Source organism: Sphingomonas sp. IC081, assembly GCF_006874585.1.
GTDB lineage: Bacteria > Pseudomonadota > Alphaproteobacteria > Sphingomonadales > Sphingomonadaceae > Novosphingobium.
Genome location: NZ_CP029761.1, coordinates 977,168 through 995,687 on the forward strand (window position 1 = coordinate 977,168; position 18,520 = coordinate 995,687).

General features: G+C 64.8%; 19 protein-coding genes and 1 tRNA gene. 10 read left to right on the plus strand and 10 right to left on the minus strand.

Features of this window, described 5'->3' with window-relative positions; all coding sequences use genetic code 11:
- The first annotated feature begins 23 nt into the window (after window positions 1-23).
- From DM450_RS04775 to DM450_RS04785, 3 genes are all read left to right on the plus strand, one after another.
- Window positions 24-566, plus strand: coding sequence for a 2'-5' RNA ligase family protein (locus DM450_RS04775; RefSeq protein WP_142632873.1), 543 nt, complete (start codon window positions 24-26; stop codon window positions 564-566).
- Between the two features lie 109 nt (window positions 567-675).
- Window positions 676-752 (plus strand) — tRNA-Met (locus DM450_RS04780).
- Between the two features lie 178 nt (window positions 753-930).
- Window positions 931-2,127: a phage integrase central domain-containing protein gene (locus tag DM450_RS04785; protein ID WP_260610199.1), complete on the plus strand. Its 1,197-nt coding sequence runs from the start codon at window positions 931-933 to the stop codon at window positions 2,125-2,127.
- On the opposite strand, the gene DM450_RS04790 is transcribed toward DM450_RS04785, so the two are convergent.
- The 4 genes from DM450_RS04790 to DM450_RS04800 all read right to left on the minus strand — a co-directional run bounded on the left by DM450_RS04790 (window position 2,043) and on the right by DM450_RS04800 (window position 6,019).
- Window positions 2,043-2,975, minus strand: coding sequence for an IS5 family transposase (locus DM450_RS04790; protein ID WP_142637381.1), 933 nt, complete (start codon window positions 2,973-2,975; stop codon window positions 2,043-2,045). The genes DM450_RS04785 and DM450_RS04790 overlap by 85 nt on opposite strands.
- Before the next feature lie 47 nt (window positions 2,976-3,022).
- Window positions 3,023-3,217: a hypothetical protein gene (locus DM450_RS25720; RefSeq protein ID WP_185928712.1), complete on the minus strand. Its 195-nt coding sequence runs from the start codon at window positions 3,215-3,217 to the stop codon at window positions 3,023-3,025.
- Between the two features lie 102 nt (window positions 3,218-3,319).
- Window positions 3,320-4,186 carry a hypothetical protein gene (locus tag DM450_RS04795; RefSeq protein ID WP_260610200.1) on the minus strand — a complete coding sequence of 289 codons (867 nt, stop codon included), beginning with the start codon at window positions 4,184-4,186 and terminating at the stop codon, window positions 3,320-3,322.
- A gap of 144 nt (window positions 4,187-4,330) precedes the next feature.
- A complete protein-coding gene (locus DM450_RS04800) occupies window positions 4,331-6,019 on the minus strand; it encodes a mechanosensitive ion channel family protein (RefSeq protein ID WP_142632875.1) in 1,689 nt (562 codons plus the stop codon).
- A gap of 316 nt (window positions 6,020-6,335) precedes the next feature.
- Between DM450_RS04800 and DM450_RS04805 the strand changes: the two genes are divergently transcribed.
- Window positions 6,336-7,853, plus strand: coding sequence for an arylsulfatase (locus DM450_RS04805; RefSeq protein ID WP_142632877.1), 1,518 nt, complete (start codon window positions 6,336-6,338; stop codon window positions 7,851-7,853).
- Between the two features lie 95 nt (window positions 7,854-7,948).
- On the opposite strand, the gene DM450_RS04810 is transcribed toward DM450_RS04805, so the two are convergent.
- Window positions 7,949-8,320 carry an ArsR/SmtB family transcription factor gene (locus tag DM450_RS04810; protein WP_142632879.1) on the minus strand — a complete coding sequence of 124 codons (372 nt, stop codon included), beginning with the start codon at window positions 8,318-8,320 and terminating at the stop codon, window positions 7,949-7,951.
- Complete coding sequence (locus DM450_RS04815; RefSeq protein WP_142632881.1) at window positions 8,317-8,976, minus strand: peroxiredoxin; 660 nt, start codon at window positions 8,974-8,976, stop codon at window positions 8,317-8,319. The genes DM450_RS04810 and DM450_RS04815 overlap by 4 nt, the downstream gene beginning before the upstream one ends.
- A gap of 79 nt (window positions 8,977-9,055) precedes the next feature.
- Between DM450_RS04815 and DM450_RS04820 the strand changes: the two genes are divergently transcribed.
- The 5 genes from DM450_RS04820 to DM450_RS04840 are packed head-to-tail and all read left to right on the plus strand — an operon-like array spanning window position 9,056 to window position 13,270.
- Entirely contained in the window at window positions 9,056-9,997 is a 942-nt protein-coding gene (locus tag DM450_RS04820; protein ID WP_409529351.1) for an MBL fold metallo-hydrolase, read from the plus strand.
- A 29-nt stretch (window positions 9,998-10,026) separates the two neighbouring features.
- Complete coding sequence (locus tag DM450_RS04825; protein WP_142632883.1) at window positions 10,027-10,479, plus strand: YeeE/YedE family protein; 453 nt, start codon at window positions 10,027-10,029, stop codon at window positions 10,477-10,479.
- Entirely contained in the window at window positions 10,473-10,892 is a 420-nt protein-coding gene (locus DM450_RS04830; RefSeq protein ID WP_409529360.1) for a DUF6691 family protein, read from the plus strand. Before DM450_RS04825 ends, DM450_RS04830 begins: the two co-directional genes overlap by 7 nt.
- A gap of 32 nt (window positions 10,893-10,924) precedes the next feature.
- Window positions 10,925-12,475 (plus strand): bifunctional protein tyrosine phosphatase family protein/NAD(P)/FAD-dependent oxidoreductase, encoded by a 1,551-nt coding sequence (locus tag DM450_RS04835; protein ID WP_142632887.1) that lies wholly within the window; start codon window positions 10,925-10,927, stop codon window positions 12,473-12,475.
- A 15-nt stretch (window positions 12,476-12,490) separates the two neighbouring features.
- The gene (locus DM450_RS04840) at window positions 12,491-13,270 is read left to right on the plus strand and encodes a sulfite exporter TauE/SafE family protein (protein ID WP_142632889.1); all 780 of its coding nucleotides are present in this window, start codon (window positions 12,491-12,493) and stop codon (window positions 13,268-13,270) included.
- A gap of 56 nt (window positions 13,271-13,326) precedes the next feature.
- Here the strand turns inward: DM450_RS04840 and DM450_RS26155 are convergent, their stop codons facing one another.
- Both DM450_RS26155 and DM450_RS04845 read right to left on the minus strand, forming a co-directional pair.
- Window positions 13,327-13,458 (minus strand): hypothetical protein, encoded by a 132-nt coding sequence (locus DM450_RS26155; RefSeq protein WP_255535844.1) that lies wholly within the window; start codon window positions 13,456-13,458, stop codon window positions 13,327-13,329.
- 19 nt (window positions 13,459-13,477) lie between these two features.
- Window positions 13,478-14,113 (minus strand): hypothetical protein, encoded by a 636-nt coding sequence (locus tag DM450_RS04845; protein WP_142632891.1) that lies wholly within the window; start codon window positions 14,111-14,113, stop codon window positions 13,478-13,480.
- A 206-nt stretch (window positions 14,114-14,319) separates the two neighbouring features.
- On the opposite strand from DM450_RS04845, the gene DM450_RS04850 reads away from it, so the two are divergent.
- Entirely contained in the window at window positions 14,320-15,006 is a 687-nt protein-coding gene (locus tag DM450_RS04850; RefSeq protein WP_142632893.1) for a pentapeptide repeat-containing protein, read from the plus strand.
- Window positions 15,007-15,036: 30 nt separating this feature from the next.
- Here the strand turns inward: DM450_RS04850 and DM450_RS04855 are convergent, their stop codons facing one another.
- Window positions 15,037-15,717 (minus strand): Fe2+-dependent dioxygenase, encoded by a 681-nt coding sequence (locus DM450_RS04855; protein ID WP_142632895.1) that lies wholly within the window; start codon window positions 15,715-15,717, stop codon window positions 15,037-15,039.
- 114 nt (window positions 15,718-15,831) lie between these two features.
- The gene (locus tag DM450_RS04860; protein WP_142632897.1) at window positions 15,832-18,201 is read right to left on the minus strand and encodes a TonB-dependent receptor; all 2,370 of its coding nucleotides are present in this window, start codon (window positions 18,199-18,201) and stop codon (window positions 15,832-15,834) included.
- Between the last annotated feature and the right edge of the window lie 319 nt (window positions 18,202-18,520).

The window sequence follows — 18,520 nt, forward strand, 5'->3', positions numbered from 1 at the left end:
GGCGGGGTGAGACGGGAGCAGGCATGAACAGAGCGGGTGAGATCCTGGCAAGCGAGCGCCGACCCGGTGCGCCGTTGCTGGTTACGGCGGAACTGCCCGCCGACGTGCTGGGCTGGGCCGATGGCCTGCGCCGGGCACATTATCCTCCGGAGCGCAACCGCCTGCGGGCGCACGTCACGCTGTTTCACGCCTTGCCGCCGTCCGTGGAGGCCGAACTCATAGCGATTCTCGGCGAGCTAGCGCGCTCGGCACCGCCGCCTGCACGGATTTCAGGGCTGATGAAGCTGGAACGCGGCACGGCGCTGGCGGTTCACAGCCCGGCGATGGAAGACCTGCATGCGCGGATCGCCGATCGCATGCACGGCCTGCTCACGGTTCAGGACAGCCGTCCGCTGCGATTGCATGTGACGGTGCAGAACAAGGTCTCCTCGGCGCAGGCGCAGGCCTTGCAGGCCCGATTGCAGGCGGAACTGGCGCCCGTTTCGTTTCGGTTCCGGGGCTTCGGGCTCTACGCGTGGGAGGAGGGGCTCTGGCGGGAAATTCGCATCGTAAAATTTCGCGGCTAAAGTGCTTTTTGGGTGTTGACCGCGGGCAACCTTCCCCTTAGAGGCACGCACCTGCCCGGGGCGCTCCCCGCGGCACCATGCAGAGCCACCTATGCGGTGGCCTTGGTATGGCGGAGTAGCTCAGCTGGTTAGAGCAGCGGAATCATAATCCGCGTGTCGGGGGTTCGAGTCCCTCCTCCGCTACCATTCCTTGATCCGGAAGCTTCCACTAGCTTCCGCATTTTTCCGAAAATCGAAAGAAAAGCAGAGGTTTGCGGGTGATTCGCGTCCGCATGCGCCCATGGTCTTCCACATGCAGCCGGATTTGGTGTGGGGGTATTTTGGGGGTATTTTCGCGGAGTATCGGAAAGGAGCGATACCCCCAATGCCTCTCACGGAGATTCAGGCCCGAAATTCCAAGCCACGCGAGCGCGCCTACAAGATGGCCGACGGGGAGGGCTTGTTCCTGTTCGTACAGCCGAACGGGTCAAAGTTATGGCGGATGAAGTACCGCTTTGCGGGCAAGGAGAAGTTGCTCTCCTTCGGCGCTTACCCAGATCTCGGGATAGCTGCCGCGCGCGACAAGCGCACAGCCGCAAAGGCGTTGCTAGCCGAGGGCAAGGATCCAATGAAATCCAAGGGAGAAGTGATCTCGCAGGAAGGAGCCACCTTCTTCGAGGTCGCAAAGCGCTGGCATGAAAATCGAAAGAGCGCGTTGAATGCCGCGCATGCCGAACGCGTCTGGTCGCGCATGGAAAGGGACGTCTTTCCAGTCATCGGCGAGAAACTCGTGAATGAAATCACGGCACCCGACGTCCTGGCCATGATCCGCAAGATCGAAGCAAGAGGCGCGCTCGATATCAGCCGGCGTGCGAAACAAGGGGTGGGGCAAGTCTTCCAGTTTGCGATCGCGTGTGGCTTGGCAACGAACGATCCGACGACACATTTGCGCGGGGCTCTAAAGCCGCGACCAAGAGTGAAGCATATGAGCCGGCTGCCGCTCAGCGAGTTGCCCGCGTTCATCGAGAAGCTGCATGCCTACCAGGAAGAGGGCGAACGGCGGTCCGCGATCACCCGTGATGCAGTTCTCTTTGCACTCCTGACTTGGGTTCGAACCAAGGAACTCCGGTTCGCCGCCAAATCCGAGTTTGAAGACCTGGGCGGCAAATCGCCCGTCTGGCGCATACCAGCCGAGCGAATGAAGATGGGACGAGAGCATTTGGTACCCCTCTCGCAGCAGGCAACGCACATCGCGAAATCCATGATAGCAGCAGCGCCTGGCGAGTTTCTCTTCCCGGGCAACGGCCCGAACAAGCCGCTTTCAGAGAACACAATGATCTACGCGCTCTATCGCCTCGGATACCACAGCCGCCAAACCGTACACGGCTTCAGGGGCTTGGCGAGCACCTGGGCCAATGAGCAGTTGGTCGAGTTCGGTATGCCGCGGCTTTGTTGCATAACGCGTGACAGGCGTAAAATTATGATTACTTGTAATTATTATGCGACCCGTACGGTGTTGGGCGTTCCGATTTGCGAGAAGCGATTGAGGATTGCAGCACGGACTTTGAGCTCGGTTATCTGACGCTCAAAGGTGCGCGCGGCGACGCGCGGACCGAGCAACTTGAAGCAGTGCATCTTGGTCTCGACCAGGCTGCGTCGATGGTAGCCGCTCCATTTCTTCCAAATTGCCCTGCCCAGGCGTTTCATCGCGCGCAACGTCTCGTTGCGGGCCTCGACGCCGGGGCCGTCCTCGGTCCATGCCTTGCCGTTGCGGCGAACCGGGATGACCGGGTCGGCACCGCGCGCATCGATGGCCGCGTGGCAACCTCTGGTGTCATAGGCACCGTCGCCGCCGACGGTGACAATGGTCTCATCCTCGGGGATCTGCGCCAACAGATCGGGCAGCGTCTGGCCATCGCCGACGGCATTGCTTGTGACCTCGATCGCTCGGATATCGAAGGTTTCCGCGTCGATGCCGATGTGCACCTTGCGCCACTGGCGGCGGTAAGAAACGCCGTGTTTCCTCGCTTTCCATTCCCCCTCACCGATCATCTTGATCCCGGTGCTGTCGACCAGCAGGTGCAGGCCTCCCGCGCTGGCGCGCGCGCCCAGATCAACCGACAAACTCTTCTGGCGCCGGCACAGCGTCGTATAATCCGGTGCCGGCCAGTCCAGACCCGCCATCCTTAGCAGGCTCTCGACCAGACCCGTCACCTGCCGCAGCGGGAGTTGGAACAACCCTTTCAGCGTCAGGCAGAACTCGATCGCCCGGTCCGAAAACCGCAGCGGCCGACCAGGCCGACCATCGGGCGCCGCAAACCAGTCCATCCCTGGGTCGAACCACACATCCAGCGAGCCTCGCCGCCGGAGCGCTGCATTATATTCGGGCCAATTGGTCGTGCGATACTTCGGCGGGGTCGGTCTGGGCATCCGGCCCATCTATGACATCCGATTCCTCAAGGGAATCCATCACCTTGTTATGCAACAAAGCCCCTGCTGGGTGGTCCCAACCCGGGAGACCGCGCCGCGCTGGCGCTGGCGGCATCGAGCCGCCATCCGGGTGCGGCCATCGCCATTGCCAGCCATGCGCTGACCGATTCCACCCTGGTTCCGGCGGCGGTCCTGCTGTCGATGGTGGTCTCGACGATCATCGGCATTCCGCTGATGCGCATGCTGGACCGGGCCGAGCCGTCCGCCTGAACATCGCATAGAGCGGGCAAAAGGAAAGGCCTCCCTCCCCGGCGATCCGCCGGGGAGGGAGGCCTTCCTGTTTCTCAGAACGAGGCTTGCAGCACTACCGCCGGTCCGTTCAGCTTGTAGCGGACGCGGCCGCTCCATGCGTCCTTGTCGATGCCCACCCGGTAGTCGACGTAACGATAGGCGATGCCGAGCGAGAGATTCTTGAGGATGCTGTAGTTCACACCCGCCTGCGCATTGATCAGCCGGCCGTCGTACTGGTCGATCTTCAGCGAGAGGTAATCGATGCGCGCGCTCGCCTCGAGGCGGGGCGCGATGCGATAGGTGCCGAAGAGGCCCACGGTCGGGATCGGGGCGAGGAAGTCCTTGCGGCGCTGTTCGGCCTGGACGGATCCTTCACCCACGTTGACCTCGCCGGACAGGGCCAGGTTGAAGCGCGTGGCGTGCAGACCGATCGCGGCGCCGAGTTCGAGGTTGTCCTGCTGGACAAAGGCATATCCCACCGTCAGGCGATAGATGTCGCTGTCGAAGCTGCTGTCGAGCTGGGCCGAGGCGGGATAGACGGTGTCGTCGAAGGTGATGTCGCGCTGCAGGGCGATCGAACCGCTGCGCTTCAGCTTGAAGAAATCGAAACCGACAATCACATGGCCGAAGCGCGCGCCCGCGCTGACGGCGGGCAGAACGTCCCGCTTGTCGAGGTCCAGGTCCTTCTCGAAGTCGATATCGGTGCCGACCGTCTCGGCCGTCTTGGAGGAGACCCGGACATTCGTGTCCACGCTTGGGTAATAACTCTGTGCGGAAATCCAGTAGTCGTTGTCCAGTGTCTGCGCCTCGCAGAGGGCGGGCGCCCAGGTGAGGCCGAGCAGCACGGCCGCTGCCGCCAGTCCTCCATGAGCGCTTGGATGAGCCGTACGTTCCTGCCTTCTCGGCGCAGCTATGTTCATGAAAGGCTCCCTGTTTTCCGACCTTGCGGATAATCGCGCGACACTGGACCGCCCCGTCTGCCGGTAATGGGAAAACACCATGGAGGTCGTCCTTCGCACGTTGGTCGACTGGTGAAATGTACAGCCACGACGGGCGGTAATTTATCAGGGTTTTCCCGGATTTGGCGTCGGGGGAAATCCGGGAAAACCCGATGCGGCGCGGGCACTGTCCGGCTCCATGGTCAGGCGGCGGCCGGGAACGGCGATTTCCAGCCCTTCGTGCTCGAATGCTCGCAATACCGCCAGCATCAGGGCTTCCTGACGCAGGAAGCCTTCCGAATGGCTGGGGCAGCGCAAGTGGGCGTGAATTTCGATCTCGAAACAGCCGTCGGTGAAGCCCAGTAGCCGGATGGGGCAGATGCTGGGAATATAATGCGGATCCTCGGTCAGGGTGCTGCGCAGCACCTCAAGCGCGCGGGCGAGGCCCTCCGCTCCGGCGGAATAGGATACGCCCACTTTCTGGCTGACGAAAAAGCGGTCGCGCTTTTCCAGGTTTTCGATCTTGCTGTCGGAAAGCTGGCTGTTGGGGATCGTCAGGATCGTACGGTCGCGGGTGCGGATGCGGGTGGAGCGCAGGCCGATTTCGTCCACCCGGCCGACCTCACCGTCGATGCGGCACAGGTCCCCGACCTGGACCGGCCGGTCCAGCAGCAAGGCAATGCCGCCGATGAGGTCCTCCACCGCCTGCCGGGCGCCCAGGGCGAAGGCAAGACCGCCGATCCCGAGCGCGGCGAGGCCCGCGGTGACGTCGATGCCGAAAGTCGCCAGGAATGCGGCGATGGCGATGGCCAGTATGAGCAGGCGGATCGATCGGATGATGAAGCCGGTCATGCCGATGCGCTGGGCATGGCCGGTGGCGCGGAAGCGGTCGGAAATGAAATCGCCAGCGACGGCGACCAGCCGCCAGGCCAGCCATGTCGCACCGGCCCAGACGACGATGCCGGACAGCCGGGCAATGGCCGCGCGTTCGGCAAGGCCCATGCCCAGCGGTTCGGCAATGGTGGAGATCGTCTGGTAGATCGCCATCAGCGTGGCCGGCGGAACCATGGCATAGATGATCGCGGCGACCGGGTGCGGCTTGCCGTCCTCCGACTGCTGCGCAAGGCGGTGGTAGAGGATCCTGAACAGCAGGACCACGGCTGCAAAGATCGTCAGCCCCACGCCCAGCAGCAGGACCCAGCTGGACAGCGGCGCGCCCAGAACGACCAGCTTGCGCTGGCTTTCGTCGACCGGACTTTCTTCGGTTGCGGGCGGTGGCGGCGGCTCGGCGGCGAGTGCCTGCGCCAGCGTTTGCGCCGATACGCGCCAGATCTTGCGGCCTTCGTCGTCCTCGGTGCGTCTGGCGATGATCGGGATCTCTTCGCCGCCCGCTGTCAGGTTGCCGATCTTTTCCTCGTCGGGAGGCAGGCCGTCGTCGAGCGCGCCTTCCGCGGCGAGTGGCAGCGCCAGCCGCTGCGCGATGGACCCGGCCTTGTCCAGCAGCAGGCGGAATTGCCGCGCTTGCTCGGCGGCCTGTTCGGGCGAGGCCTTGCCGGTCTCGATGCCGGTCTCGATGTAACGGGCGAGCAGAGCATCGTCCTGTGCGCCGATCGCGGCCATCATGCCGATCTGCATGTTGCGCGGATTCTCGCGCTCCAGCGGATCGGACGGGGGCGAGGCGGTTTCGGTGGGTTCGTCTTTCGGCTTGTCTTCGGCCAGGGCCTGGGCGCCGGACAGGCCCAGCAGCCCCGCAGCAAGGGCGAGCCGGATCGACTTGCCCCAGGTTGTCTTTCGATTGTCGGTCCCAAATCCCATGCCTGATGACTCGCGAAATCGTCAGGGTTGCTCCGCCCATCGTCCATTCGATGCCTGCCGTGCGGCAGTTGGCGGCGCGCCTGCTCCATGGCCTGCGCGGGGGCGGGCGGCTTCGGCTGCGAACCCGTTTTTCGCGCTAGGAGGCGAAAACTATCCGCCTGAAAGCCATCGGTATATTGCGGATTTACCCGCGCGCGGGATGTGGCTGAACGAGGGGGCGAGTGGGGGAAGAATCCCCCTTCCATCGGGGTAAATGCCGATACCGGCCTTGGCGATGAAGCCCCAGTTTCCTCCAACCCATTCCACGGAGGAAGCAATGCCGGCGAAGAGACCCAATATCCTCGTAATCTGGGGTGACGACATCGGTTGGCAGAACATCAGTGCCTATGGCCTCGGCACGATGGGCTACACCACGCCCAATATCGACAGCATCGGCTATGCCGGGATTCGGTTCACCGACCACTATGCCCAGCCCTCGTGCACTGCGGGGCGCGCCTCGTTCATCACCGGCCAGTACCCGATCCGTTCGGGCATGGTGACGGTCGGCCAGCCGGGCGAGCCGCTGGGCCTTCAGCCTGCCTCGCCCTGCCTTGCGGAAGTGATGAAGGCAGCGGGCTACCGCACCGGCCACTTCGGCAAGAGCCACCTTGGCGATCGCAACGAGCACTTGCCGACCAACCATGGTTTCGACGAGTTCTTCGGCAACCTCTACCACCTCAACGTGTCGGAAGAGGACGAGCAGCGCGACTACCAGAACTTCGCCAAGGCCTATTCCGGTAGCCTGGAAGAGTACGAGAAGAAGTTCGGCGCCCGCGGCGTGATCCATTCCTGGGCCACCGATGTCGACGATCCCACCGAGGATCCGCGTTTCGGCAAGGTGGGCAAGCAGAAGATCGTCGACACCGGCCCGCTCCACCAGGAACGCATGCACGAGATCGACGAGAAGGAATTCATTCCGCCCGCGCTCGAGTTCATGAAGAACGCCAAGGATGCCGACGAGCCCTTCTTCGTCTGGCTCAACACCAGCCGCATGCACCTCTACACCCGCCTCAACGACAAGTGGCGTTACGCGGCCGAGAAGTATACCTCGGAGAGCGATCTGCATGGCTCGGGCATGATGCAGCACGACCATGACATCGGCATCGTGCTGGACTTCCTCAAGGAAAACGGCCTCGAGGAAGATACCATCGTCTGGTACTCGACGGACAACGGCCCCGAGCATTCGTCCTGGCCGCATGGCGCCACCACCCCGTGGCGCGGCGAGAAGATGACCACCTACGAAGGCGGCGTTCGCGTGATCTCGATGCTCAAGTGGCCGGGCGTGATCGAGCCGCTGCAGCTCAAGAACGGCATCCAGTGCCACCAGGACATGTTCACCACGCTCGCGGTGGCTGCCGGTGTCGAGGACGTCAACGAGAAGGTACTGGCGGAAAAGCAGCAGTACATCGACGGCGTCAACAACCTTCCCTACTGGAAGGGCGATGCCGAGGACTCGGCACGCAACCACGTGTTCCACTACAATGAATCCAAGCTCACCGCGATGCGCATGGGGCCGTGGAAGTGGCACTTCTCGACCGCCGAGGACTACTACGGCACGATCACCGGCCGCTCCAAGCCGCTGGTCTTCAACATCCGCATGGATCCCTTCGAAAGCTACGATAGCTCGGATTCCTACGGTCACCTGATCCAGAAGGTGTCGTGGCAGACCGGGCCGATGGGCGAGATGATGAAGGAGCATCTCATGACGCTCGCCAAGTACCCGCCGGTGCAGGGCGGCAAGAGCTTCGACATGTCCAACGTGGTCGAACAGTTCATGAGCAAGGGTCACGACTGACCGCGTGATCCGATGACGTTGCGGGGGCCGGGCACCATGATCGGTGCACGGCCCTCAAGCGCATGTGCGGCCTGGGCCGTTTATGCGTCTACGGCCTAGCCAAGCCGCGCGAACATCGCGGCACCGCCGAGGTTCGCGGGGGGCGAAGCGTCGGGCCGGGCCTCCGTCCGGGCCATTTGGCCCTCGGGCATCAGCAGGAACTTGAGGCTGGTGCAAAGCGCATCGAGCGCGGCGGGGGCGACCGAGTAGAACACCAGCCGTGCCTCGCGCCGGGTGGCGACAAGGCCTGCCTGTCGCAGCACGGACAGTTGCTGCGACAGGGCTGGCTGGCCGATGCCGGTCCTTGTCTCGATTTCACCGACATTGCATTCGCCCTGTCCGAGGCAGCCGAGGATCGCATAGCGCAGCGGATGGGCGATGGCCTTGAGCAGCTCGATCGTGGCGGGTTCCGGTCCGGTCACGGTCATCCTCGCGTCTCTTCGAGGAACCAGCGGGTGGGTTCCTCTGCCGCGAACACGCTGTCGAGCGTCGGGTCAGGCCGGATAAGCAGGGCTTCGCCGGGTTGCCAGCCTTCGGGCGGGAACCCGCTGCCGGCGTCCGCGGCCTGCAGGGCGGCCACCACCCGCAGGATCTCCGCCACCGAACGTCCGATCTCGACGGGGTACGTGATGATCGCGCGCACCACCTGCCGGGGATCGATCACGAAGACGCTGCGGACCGCCCCGGCATCATGCGCATCGCGTGCCACCATGCCGTAAGCCTGGCCGACCACCAGTGTCGGATCCTCGACGATCGGAAAGCGCACTTCGATGCCGAAGCGGTCGCGGATGGCGCGCACCCATGCAAAGTGCGAATATAAGCTGTCGACCGAGAGCGCGAGCAGGTCGCAGTCCAGCTCCGCGAAACGGCCTGCCGCCTTGGCGAAGGCGATGAATTCCGAGGTGCAGACCGGCGTGAAGTCCGCCGGATGCGAGAAGAACACCAGCCAGCGGCCCGCATAGGCCACCATTTCGACCGGGCCGGCGGTGGAGCGGGCGTGGAAGTTGGGCGCCCGGTCGCCGATGCGAAGGGCGGTCGCGGTCGTCGGGGTCGGCGGTGCGAGAGCGGTATCGAGGTCGTCCATGCAGCGAGCCTATCCGCACCGGCGACTTGACGCAAGAAACATTCATAATTACATAAAGTGGCAACTAAGGAGATGAGTCGTGATCGAGTCCGTTCCTGCTGATCCCGCGCTGAGGGAGGGCGGTGTGCTTGTCGAGGCGGCCCGGCGCGGCGATGCTCCGCGCCCGGAGATTGCCGCATTCTTTGACGAGTCCACCTATACGGTGACTTACGTGGTGCATGATGCCGCGACGCGAGAGGCGGCCGTGATCGATTCTATGCTGGATTTCGATGCGGCATCCGGGCGCACGCGCCATGCCTCGGCGGAACGCGTGGTCGACTACATTACTTGCAATAATCTGAAATTATCGTGGCTGCTGGAAACGCATGCCCATGCCGATCATATCTCGGCCGCCCCATATCTGCAGCAGCGGCTGGGCGGGCGGATTGCCATCGGAGCCGAGATCGTGCGCGTGCAGCAGGTTTTCGGAACCTTGTTCAACGCCGATGGCGACTTCGTGCGGGATGGTTCGCAGTTCGATCATCTCTTCACCGACGGCGAATCTTTCCGGATCGGCGGGCTGGAGGCCATGGCGCTCCACGTGCCCGGCCACACGCCTGCAGACATGGCCTATGTGATCGGTGACGCCGTGTTTGTTGGCGATACCCTGTTCATGCCGGACTATGGCACCGCCCGCGCCGACTTTCCCGGTGGCGATGCCGGCCAGCTCTATCGTTCGATCCGGCGCCTGCTTTCGCTCCCCGCGGAGACACGCCTGTTCCTGTGCCATGACTACAAGGCGCCGGGGCGGGATGCTTACGCCTGGGAAACCACGGTCGCGGCGCAGCGCAAGGGAAACGTCCATGTCCATGACGGGGTCTCGCAGGAGGCCTTTGTCGCCATGCGCACGGCGCGCGATGCCGGACTGTCGATGCCGGCGCTGATCCTTCCCGCAGTGCAGGTGAACATGCGCGCGGGGCATTTTCCGGCGCCGGAGGCCAATGGGGTCACGTATCTCAAGCTGCCGGTCAATGCGGTCTGATTGCCCTGGGCACTGACGGGAGACTTGCGATGATCCCTATGTTTTCCGAGATATTTCCCCATGCCGCGCCGCTGCGCGGGCTTGCCGGCGGCGGTCTTATCGGGCTGGCCGCCGCGATCATGCTGCTTGGCAACGGGCGCATCGCCGGTGTCAGCGGGCTGCTCGGTCGCACGTTGGCGCTGGGCGGCGGCACACCCTGGTCGATCGCGGCATCGTTCATTGCGGGCTTGCCTTTGGGCGCCTTGCTGCTGTCCATGCTCCTGGGGCCGGTTCCGGCGCATTTCCCGCCATCGCTGGCGTTGCTCGGCGTGGCTGGCCTCATCACCGGGATCGGCACAAGGCTGGGAAGCGGCTGTACCAGTGGCCACGGCGTCTGCGGCATGTCGCGACTTTCGCCGCGTTCGCTGCTCGCCACCGCGACATTCATGGCCAGCGGTATGGCCACGGTCGCGCTGGTCAATCTCGCGGGAGCAGGCTGGTGAGCGCGCGACCGCTCCTTGCTCTGCTGTCGGGCACGCTGTTCGGTGCCGGCCTTGCGCTTTCGGGCATGATGGACCCTTCGCGGGTACGCGGGTTCCTCGATGTCGGCGGGGCCTGGGATCCGACGCTGGCCTTTGTCATGGGCGGAGCGCTCATCGTGATGGCGCTGGCCTGGGGGCTGCAGAGGCGCATGCTCAAGCCGGTGGCGGCCGAGCGCTTCGAGCTGCCCGGAACACGCCTCATCGATGCCCGCCTCGTGGGCGGTGCCGCACTGTTCGGGATCGGCTGGGGGCTCGGCGGGCTGTGTCCCGGACCGGCTCTCGCCTCGCTGGCGCTGAACCCGCTGCCTGCAGCCGTTTTTGTCACCGGCATGGTGCTCGGCATGATTGCCCTGCGCCTGTTCGATCGGGCCTGACGCTCTCCGTTACCTCAAGGAACAAGCCCCCCATGCAGATCCGCACACTGTCCCCCGACCTTTCCATCTGCGACCAGCCCCGGCCCGAGGATATGGCGCGCATCGCCGAACTGGGGTTCAGGGCGGTGATCGGCAATCGCCCGGATGGCGAGGAGGCAGGCCAGCCAACCTGGGCCGAACTTGCCGCCGCCGCCGCGCAGGCCGGACTTGCGGCGCGGCATCTGCCGATCGGCGGTCAGGTGAGCGCAGCCGATCAGGCCGAGGCATTCGCGCGGGCTCTTGGCGAGATGCCGGGGCCGGTACTGGCCTGGTGCCGCAGCGGCAACCGCGCGGAGCAGGTCGCGCGGCTGGCGCTCGGCTTCCGGCATGAACGGCATCACCGCGTGGTGGTCGTCGGCGGGGGCTCGGCGGGAATCGCCACCATCGCCTCGTTGCTCAAGCGCCGCAAGGGCCTGGATATCGCTGTCGTCGAGCCGCGCGAGGAGCACTATTACCAGCCGGGCTGGACGATGGTCGGTGGCGGCGTGTTCAAGCCGCGCGACACCGTGCGGCCTACCGGCAAGATCATGCCGAAGGGCGCGCACTGGCTTCATGCGGGCTGCATCGGCTTTGACCCCGATCGCAAGGCGATCCTGCTCGATGACGGGACCCGGCTGACCTACGAAGTGCTGATCGTTGCCATGGGCAATCGGCTGGCATGGGAAGCCGTCGACGGTCTGGAGGCTGCACTCGGCCAGTTCGGGGTGACCTCGAACTACCGCTACGATCTGGCGCCTTACACCTGGGAACTGGTGCGGGCGATGCGCGGGGGAAGGGCGCTGTTCACGCAGCCGCCGATGCCGATCAAGTGCGCGGGTGCGCCGCAAAAGGCCATGTACCTCTCGTGCAGCGAGTGGCGCCGCAGCGGCGTGCTGGGCGGCATCGAGGTGGAATTCCACAATGCCGGGACTGCGCTGTTCGGTGTGGCCGATTATGTGCCGGCGCTGATGGAGGCGGTGCACGGCTACGGCATCGACCTGAGGTTCGGTTCCAACCTCGTTGCGGTCGATGGCCCGGCGCGGGAAGCGACGTTCCGCACCGCCGAGGGCGAGGTCACCCGCCGCTTCGACATGCTGCATGCGGTTCCCCCGCAAGCGGCCAACGCGATTGTTGCGGCCAGTCCGCTCGCCGATGCTGGCGGTTATGCGCAAGTCGATCCTGCGACATTGCGCCACGTGCGTTATCCGGAGATCTTTGCATTGGGCGATGGTTGCAACACCGCCAATGCCAAGACCGCCGCAGCCGCGCGCAAGCAGGCCCCGGTCGTGGCGGTCAACGCACTGGCGGTTCTCGACGGCGAGGCGCCGCTTGCCGGATACGACGGCTACGGCTCGTGCCCGCTGACGGTAGACCGCGGCCATATCGTCCTTGCCGAATTCGCTTACGGCGGCAAGCTCGCGCCAACGTTGCCGACCTGGCTGATCGAGGGCAAGCGGCCTTCGCGCCTGGCCTGGCATCTCAAGGCGGACGCACTTCCGGCGATCTACTGGCACGGTATGCTCAAGGGCCGCGAATGGCTCGTGCAGCCGGTACCGCTGCAGTAGTTCGGGGAGCCTGCCATGCTGGACATGCTTCATCTCGCGCTCGGCATGGTGTCGGGCGCGCTGGTCGGATTTACCCTGGGCCTCGTTGGCGGCGGCGGTTCGATCCTTGCGGTGCCGCTGATGGTCTACCTCGTCGGTGTGCCCAGTCCGCACGTGGCCATCGGCACCAGTGCGCTGGCCGTTGCCGCCAATGCTGCCAGCGGATTGCTGCAACATGCGCGTGCGGGCACGGTAAAATGGCGCTGCGGCGGGTTATACGCGGTGGCGGGCGTGCTCGGTGCCTTTGCCGGATCGACGCTGGGCAAGGCGATCGACGGGCAGAAGCTGCTCTTCGCCTTTGCCCTGCTGATGGTTGTCGTCGGCGTCCTGATGCTGCGGGGGCGCGGCAATCCCGGTGTTCCCGGCGCTCAGTGCAACCGCGAAAATGCCCCCAAAGTCCTTGCATTCGGCCTTGGAACCGGAGCCTTTTCGGGCTTCTTCGGGATCGGTGGAGGTTTCCTGATCGTGCCGGGGCTGGTCGCCTCTACCCGTATGCCGATGATCAACGCGGTGGGTACCAGTCTTGTCGCGGTGACGGCGTTCGGACTGACGACGGCGTTCAACTATGCGCTGTCCGGCCTCGTTGACTGGACGCTGGCGGCGGTGTTCATTGCCGGAGGCGTGCTGGGCGGTCTCGGCGGCACTGTGCTCGCCAGGCGCCTGTCGGGCAGCGGGGCGCTTACAGTGGTGTTTTCCGCGCTGATCTTTGTCGTGGCGGCCTACACGCTCTATCGCAGCGGTGGCTGGGCAGGGTGACGGTGCCGTTTACGAGTTTACGATCTAGGCCAGAACGGCGGACGCCGGATTTCCCGTCAGGCGATTTTCCGGCTTCGCGCCCTTACCATGGCGGCCCGTCTGGTGGTGACGGCCATGCGTCCGAACATCAGCAGGACCATCGCGGTGCCGGTGATGAGAGCTTCGAGCGTCAGCAGATCTGCTTGCATGGCGTGCCCCTCGGTCAGATCAGGAGCGACGAGCTCCCGATTCCCTGAAAATGCTATCATTGCGTGACGTGGTTTCACAGGTAATTCGTTCAGCGGCAGGACCGGCGCCCGTGTCATTTCCGGACATGTCGCCGCGGCGCGCCAGTGCATCGACGAGGACATCGCCCAGCGATCGGTAGAATCCGCATAGCGCCCGGATCGTCGTTTCATCGAGCTGGCAGGGGCCGTTGCCGCCCCATGTTTCCGGCAGGTCAGCGGCACGGCGCAGATCCTGGCGGAGGCGCTCCTTGCAGAACGTCCCGAACGGGCGCCGCAGCGCCGCGGCGGCCCGCTGCGCGGCGATCAGCCGAGGTTCGGCGCCGAGGTCCAGTCCGAACAGCCGTTCGGCCGTGCGCAGCCGGCGCAAGGTGCTCGTCTCGCGCAGGGCTTTGGGGGCTTCGGGCTGCGGAACCCCGGCAGCGGAGAGAATGTCGGCAATAAGATGGCTCAGGAAGCCATCGAGTTCGCGCAGGCGATTGCTGTTCAGGCGCGCCAGTACCGCAGAGCCCTGCCGGGAGACCGTGCCGGGCAGGGCTGCATGCGCGGTCCAGAACGCGCAGCCGGTCGACAGGGTTCGATGCGATGTGGAAATCGCGTCAGAAGACGCGGCAGGCACGGCCTGGCGGGATGGCGGGGAGGGTCGCAATCGCTCGATGTCGGTGACGCCTTGTGAATTCGCCAAAGTCTGTGGGACGCGGAAAGCATCCTGCCGGCTTGCCCTGCGCCTAACACAGCATTATCCGGTGGGCTAGGCGGCCGGGACAAGTTCCGCACTGCATCGGGGGCGTTGTGTCGCTACGGCGCGGTGTTCATAGAGGCGGGATGAACGATCCGGCGGAAAGCAGCGCAACGATTTGTGGCCTCGAGATCAGGCGGGCCGATCTCGCAGAGCCTGCCGGCGGGCGTGTGCTGGTGGAGTGCACGCTGGATGAAGGCGATTTCCATGATCTCGACTTGAGCGAGGTGGTGTTCAAGCGCTGCTCGCTGCGCCGTGCCCGCTTCGACGGGGCGCGGCTTGGCGGGGGCCAGTTTCTCCAGTGCCGCGGCGGTGAAGCCTCGTTTGTCGGGGCCGACCTCGACGAAGCCGTCGTGACGGGCGGCGATTTCAACAATGCCTCGTTCCGGCGTGCGAAGCTCACTTCGGCGCGTTTGCAGCGCTGCAAGCTGACGGGCGCGGACTTCACCGATGCCGGCATGCTGGGCGTCGTGCTGGAGGAGGCGCTGCTGGCTTATGCCCGTCTGCCCGGCATGGCGTTCCGCAAAAGCACGTTCCGGCAGGTCGATTTTTCCGAGGCCGATCTGCGCAAGTGCGATTTCCGGATGGCGGTGTTCGAGGATTCCTCGCTGCGCAATGCCTCGCTCGACGGCTGCCGCTTCGAGCAGGCCGACTTGCGCGGCGCTGACCTTGGCGGCGTGGAACTGATGGACGCGCGGTTGTTTCGCGGTGCGGTCATTTCGCGTGTGCAGGCCGCCGAGTTATTGTCGCAGCTGGGACTTCGGGTTCTGTGAGCAAGCGGCCTGCCGATGCCGGCTGGGTTTTCAGGTCACCGACCACTGTCGCAGCAGGTTGTGGTAGACCTGTGTCAGCGTATCGATGGAACCATGTTCGGGATGGTCGGTTGCCACCGACTGGATGGCGCCGTCGAGTTCGAGCAGCAGCCGCCGTCGTTCGGGGGAGGCGACAAAGCTCTGGGTCCAGAAGAACGAGACGAAGCGTACGCCGCGCGTGACCGGGGTGACGCGGTGCAGGCTGCTGCCGGGGTAGACGATCATGTGGCCGGCCGGCAGCTTGACCGTGTGGGTGCCGAACATGTCTTCGATCACCAGTTCGCCGCCGTCGTATTCGTCGGGATCGCTGAGGAAGAGGGTGCTCGAGACATCGCTGCGCAGATGCTCGCCGGTGCCGGGGATCGGGAAAATCGCGTTGTCGACGTGATTGCCGTAGTGGCCGCGTCCGTCATAGCGCGAGAAGCGCGGTTGCAGCACACGCTGGGGCAGGGCGGCGGCGATGAACAGCGGGGTCTGGTAAAGACGCGTCTGCACGCGCTCGGCCAGTTCCCTGGCCAGCGGATGGTCCAGCGGGAGCTGTTCGTTGTCCTTGACGCGGGCAGCGCGGTGCCCGGCCGTGGCGCGCCCGTCCGCCCAGTCCGCCGTTTCGAGGGCGGCGCGCAGTTCGCGCACTTCTTCGGGGCGGAACAGTTCCGGAATTTCGATGACCATGCAGCGTCTCTTGCCCAATAATCGGGGCCTGACAATGATCGCGGTCAAGAATTGCCGCGAAAGAAACCCGGCGGACGCACTGGAGAGGGCATCCGCCGGGCCGTTGGGAGAAGGTTACATCTTCGCGGTCAGGGTCAGCACCGCCGAACGCGCATCGCCCGGGGTCGCCCAGCCGTTGTTGCGGACGCGCTGGAAGTAGAGCTTGTCGCCGATGTTCTTGACGTTGAGCTGCGCCGAGAGGTTCGGCGTGAACTCGTACGAGAGATAGGCGTTGTGGATCAGGTAGTCGTCCGAGCGATAGACGACCGCCGAGGTCGCCGTGGGGGTATTGAGCGCGAACGAGCCCTGGTAGGTGGCGCTATAACCGATCGTCAGGCCGAATGGCAGGCGATAGGTGGTGAACAGGCTGGCCGAATTCTTCGGCGTCTGCGTCAGGTCCGAACCGCCGCCGGGGTTGGGAACGGCCACCGTGTTGGTGCAGGTGCCCTGGCCGGGATTGGCAAGGCAGAAGTCCGACACCGACTGCACCAGCTTGCTCTTGAGGTAGGTGTAGTTGGCGGTGACCGACCAGTTCGGCGTGATCTTGCCGGTTGCCCCGAGGGCAATGCCGTCAACGCGCGAATGCCCGTCAAGCTGCTGGTCGACTACCGTCGGGTCGTTCGAGGCAACGGCGTACTTGTCGCGCTCGTTGCGGAAGGCCGAGGCGGTGAGCAGCAGTCCGCCGTCGAACAGTTCGGCCTTGGCGCCGATCTCGTAGTTCGTCGCGGTTTCCGGGGAAATGTTGCAGGTCGCCGCCGTGCACGAGCCGTTGACCGAGGCCTTCGACGGGGTGCGCGAGTTGCCGTAGGCGGCATAGAGGCTGACGGTCTCGACCGGCTTGTAGACAAGGCCGACGCGGTAGGAGAACAGCGTGTCGGCGTTCTTGAACTGCGTGCCCGGGGTCACTACCCCCAGCGTTGCGGGCACCGCCGAGATCGTGTCGCTGCGATAGGTGCCGCTGTTGCGCTCGATGCGGGCGCCGGCGTTCAGTTCGAACTTGCCCAGCTTCATCGTGTCGAACAGGTAGGCGGCGACATTGGTCTGCTCGCCCATCTGGTGGGCCGTGCGGATGAAGTTCAGCGCGCCGGTGTAGACGTTGCTGCCATAGGTGAAGCCCGCAGGGCCGGTGATGACGGCATTCGGGTTGTCGATATTCATCAGCGGGTAGGCCGTGTAATAGGCGGTGCCGTCCGCATTGCGCAGCGAGCTGCCCGAGAACAGGTCGTACTTTTCCCAGGTCGCGGCGGCGCCGACGTCGACGGTGTGCTCGATCGCGCCGGTGTTGAACTTCGCCGTCAGGTCGACCTGATCGAACAACAGCTGGTTGCCGCTGTCACGCGTGTTGCCGCGCGGGCCGGAGGGCAGGTAGTAACCGGCCGGAACCGTGGCGGGGCAGGCGGCACCCGCGGGCGTGACGCCGCTCGACAGGCAATAGGTGCCCTGGGGCGGATCGACGCGCGAGAACTGCGTCACGTCCTGCCAGCGCGCCAGGTTGCGGATCGACACCGCGTCGCTGAAATCATGCTCGAAGGTTGCGGTCAGCTGGTCGACGTTGATCTTCTGTTTGTCGACGTTGCGATAGCCGAAGTAGTCGCTGCGATGCACGCCCGGCACCATGCCGGCGTTCGTGGCGGTCTGGTAATAGGGCAGGCCGTACTGCGGAATATTGGTGTCCTCCTGGTGGAGGTACTGGAGCGTCAGGCGGGTCGGGCCGTCGATGCCGATGGTGACCGAGGGGGCGAGGCCCCAGCGCTTGTAGTCCTCGACATCGCGGCCGGGCACGTCGTTGCGGTGCCACATCGCATTGAGGCGGACGGCGACGAGGTCGTTGACGCGCTTGTTGAGGTCGGCGGTGGCGCGATAATAATTGTCGGTGCCAACCCCGCCGGTGACAATCATCTCGTCATCCGCCTTGGGGCGCTTGGTGACGAGATTGATGTTGCCGCCCACCGAGCCTGCGCCGGACATTACCGAGTTCGCGCCGTTGGTCACTTCGATCTGTTCGAGGTTGAACGGGTCGGAACGGGTGTACTGGGCGCTGTCGCGCACGCCGTCGACGGTGATGTCGTTGTTGGCGCTGTAGCCGCGGAAATTGATGCTGTCGCCATAACCGCCGCCGCCTTCGCCGGCACCGAAGGTGATGCCCGGGACGGTCGAGAGGACATCGCGCAGGGTCAGCAGGTTCTGCTGTTCGATCACTTCCTTGCCAAGCACGGTGATCGTCTGCGGCGTATCTCGGACCGGGCGCGTGCGCTTGGGGGACTCCAGCGTGCGGCCGGGCTGCGTGTCGATCGCGGTATCGCTGACGGTCACGCCGCCAAGCACCTGCCCGTTATCGGATGGCGCCGTATCGGCGTGGGCCAGCGCGGGCACCAATGCGGGCGCAAGGCAGGTAAGCGCCAGAAATGAGCGGCGCGCAGCCGCCGGCGAAGGCTTCTTGGACATGATTCCCCTCGTGGTGTTCGAAGTTCCCTGAGGGCGTGCTGTTAATGAGAGTCATTCTCATTCGCAAGATGAGATTGCAGGGATGATGCTGAAATATTTCAGGACGGGACGGCCGCTATGCGGCGTGGACCCGTCCCGGCCCGGCGGCGACGCTTGCGGCACCGGCGATCCAGCAGATCAGGATCCCCGGCGGCGGGTGTCGGTGATGGGACGCTACCACGGCGGTTTTCCGTGCAGGACGGAGAGGCGGCTGCGGCAGGCTTGTTCCAAGCTGTCCAGCACGTCAGGTGTTGATCGGCACGAGGGGGCGCTGCGGATC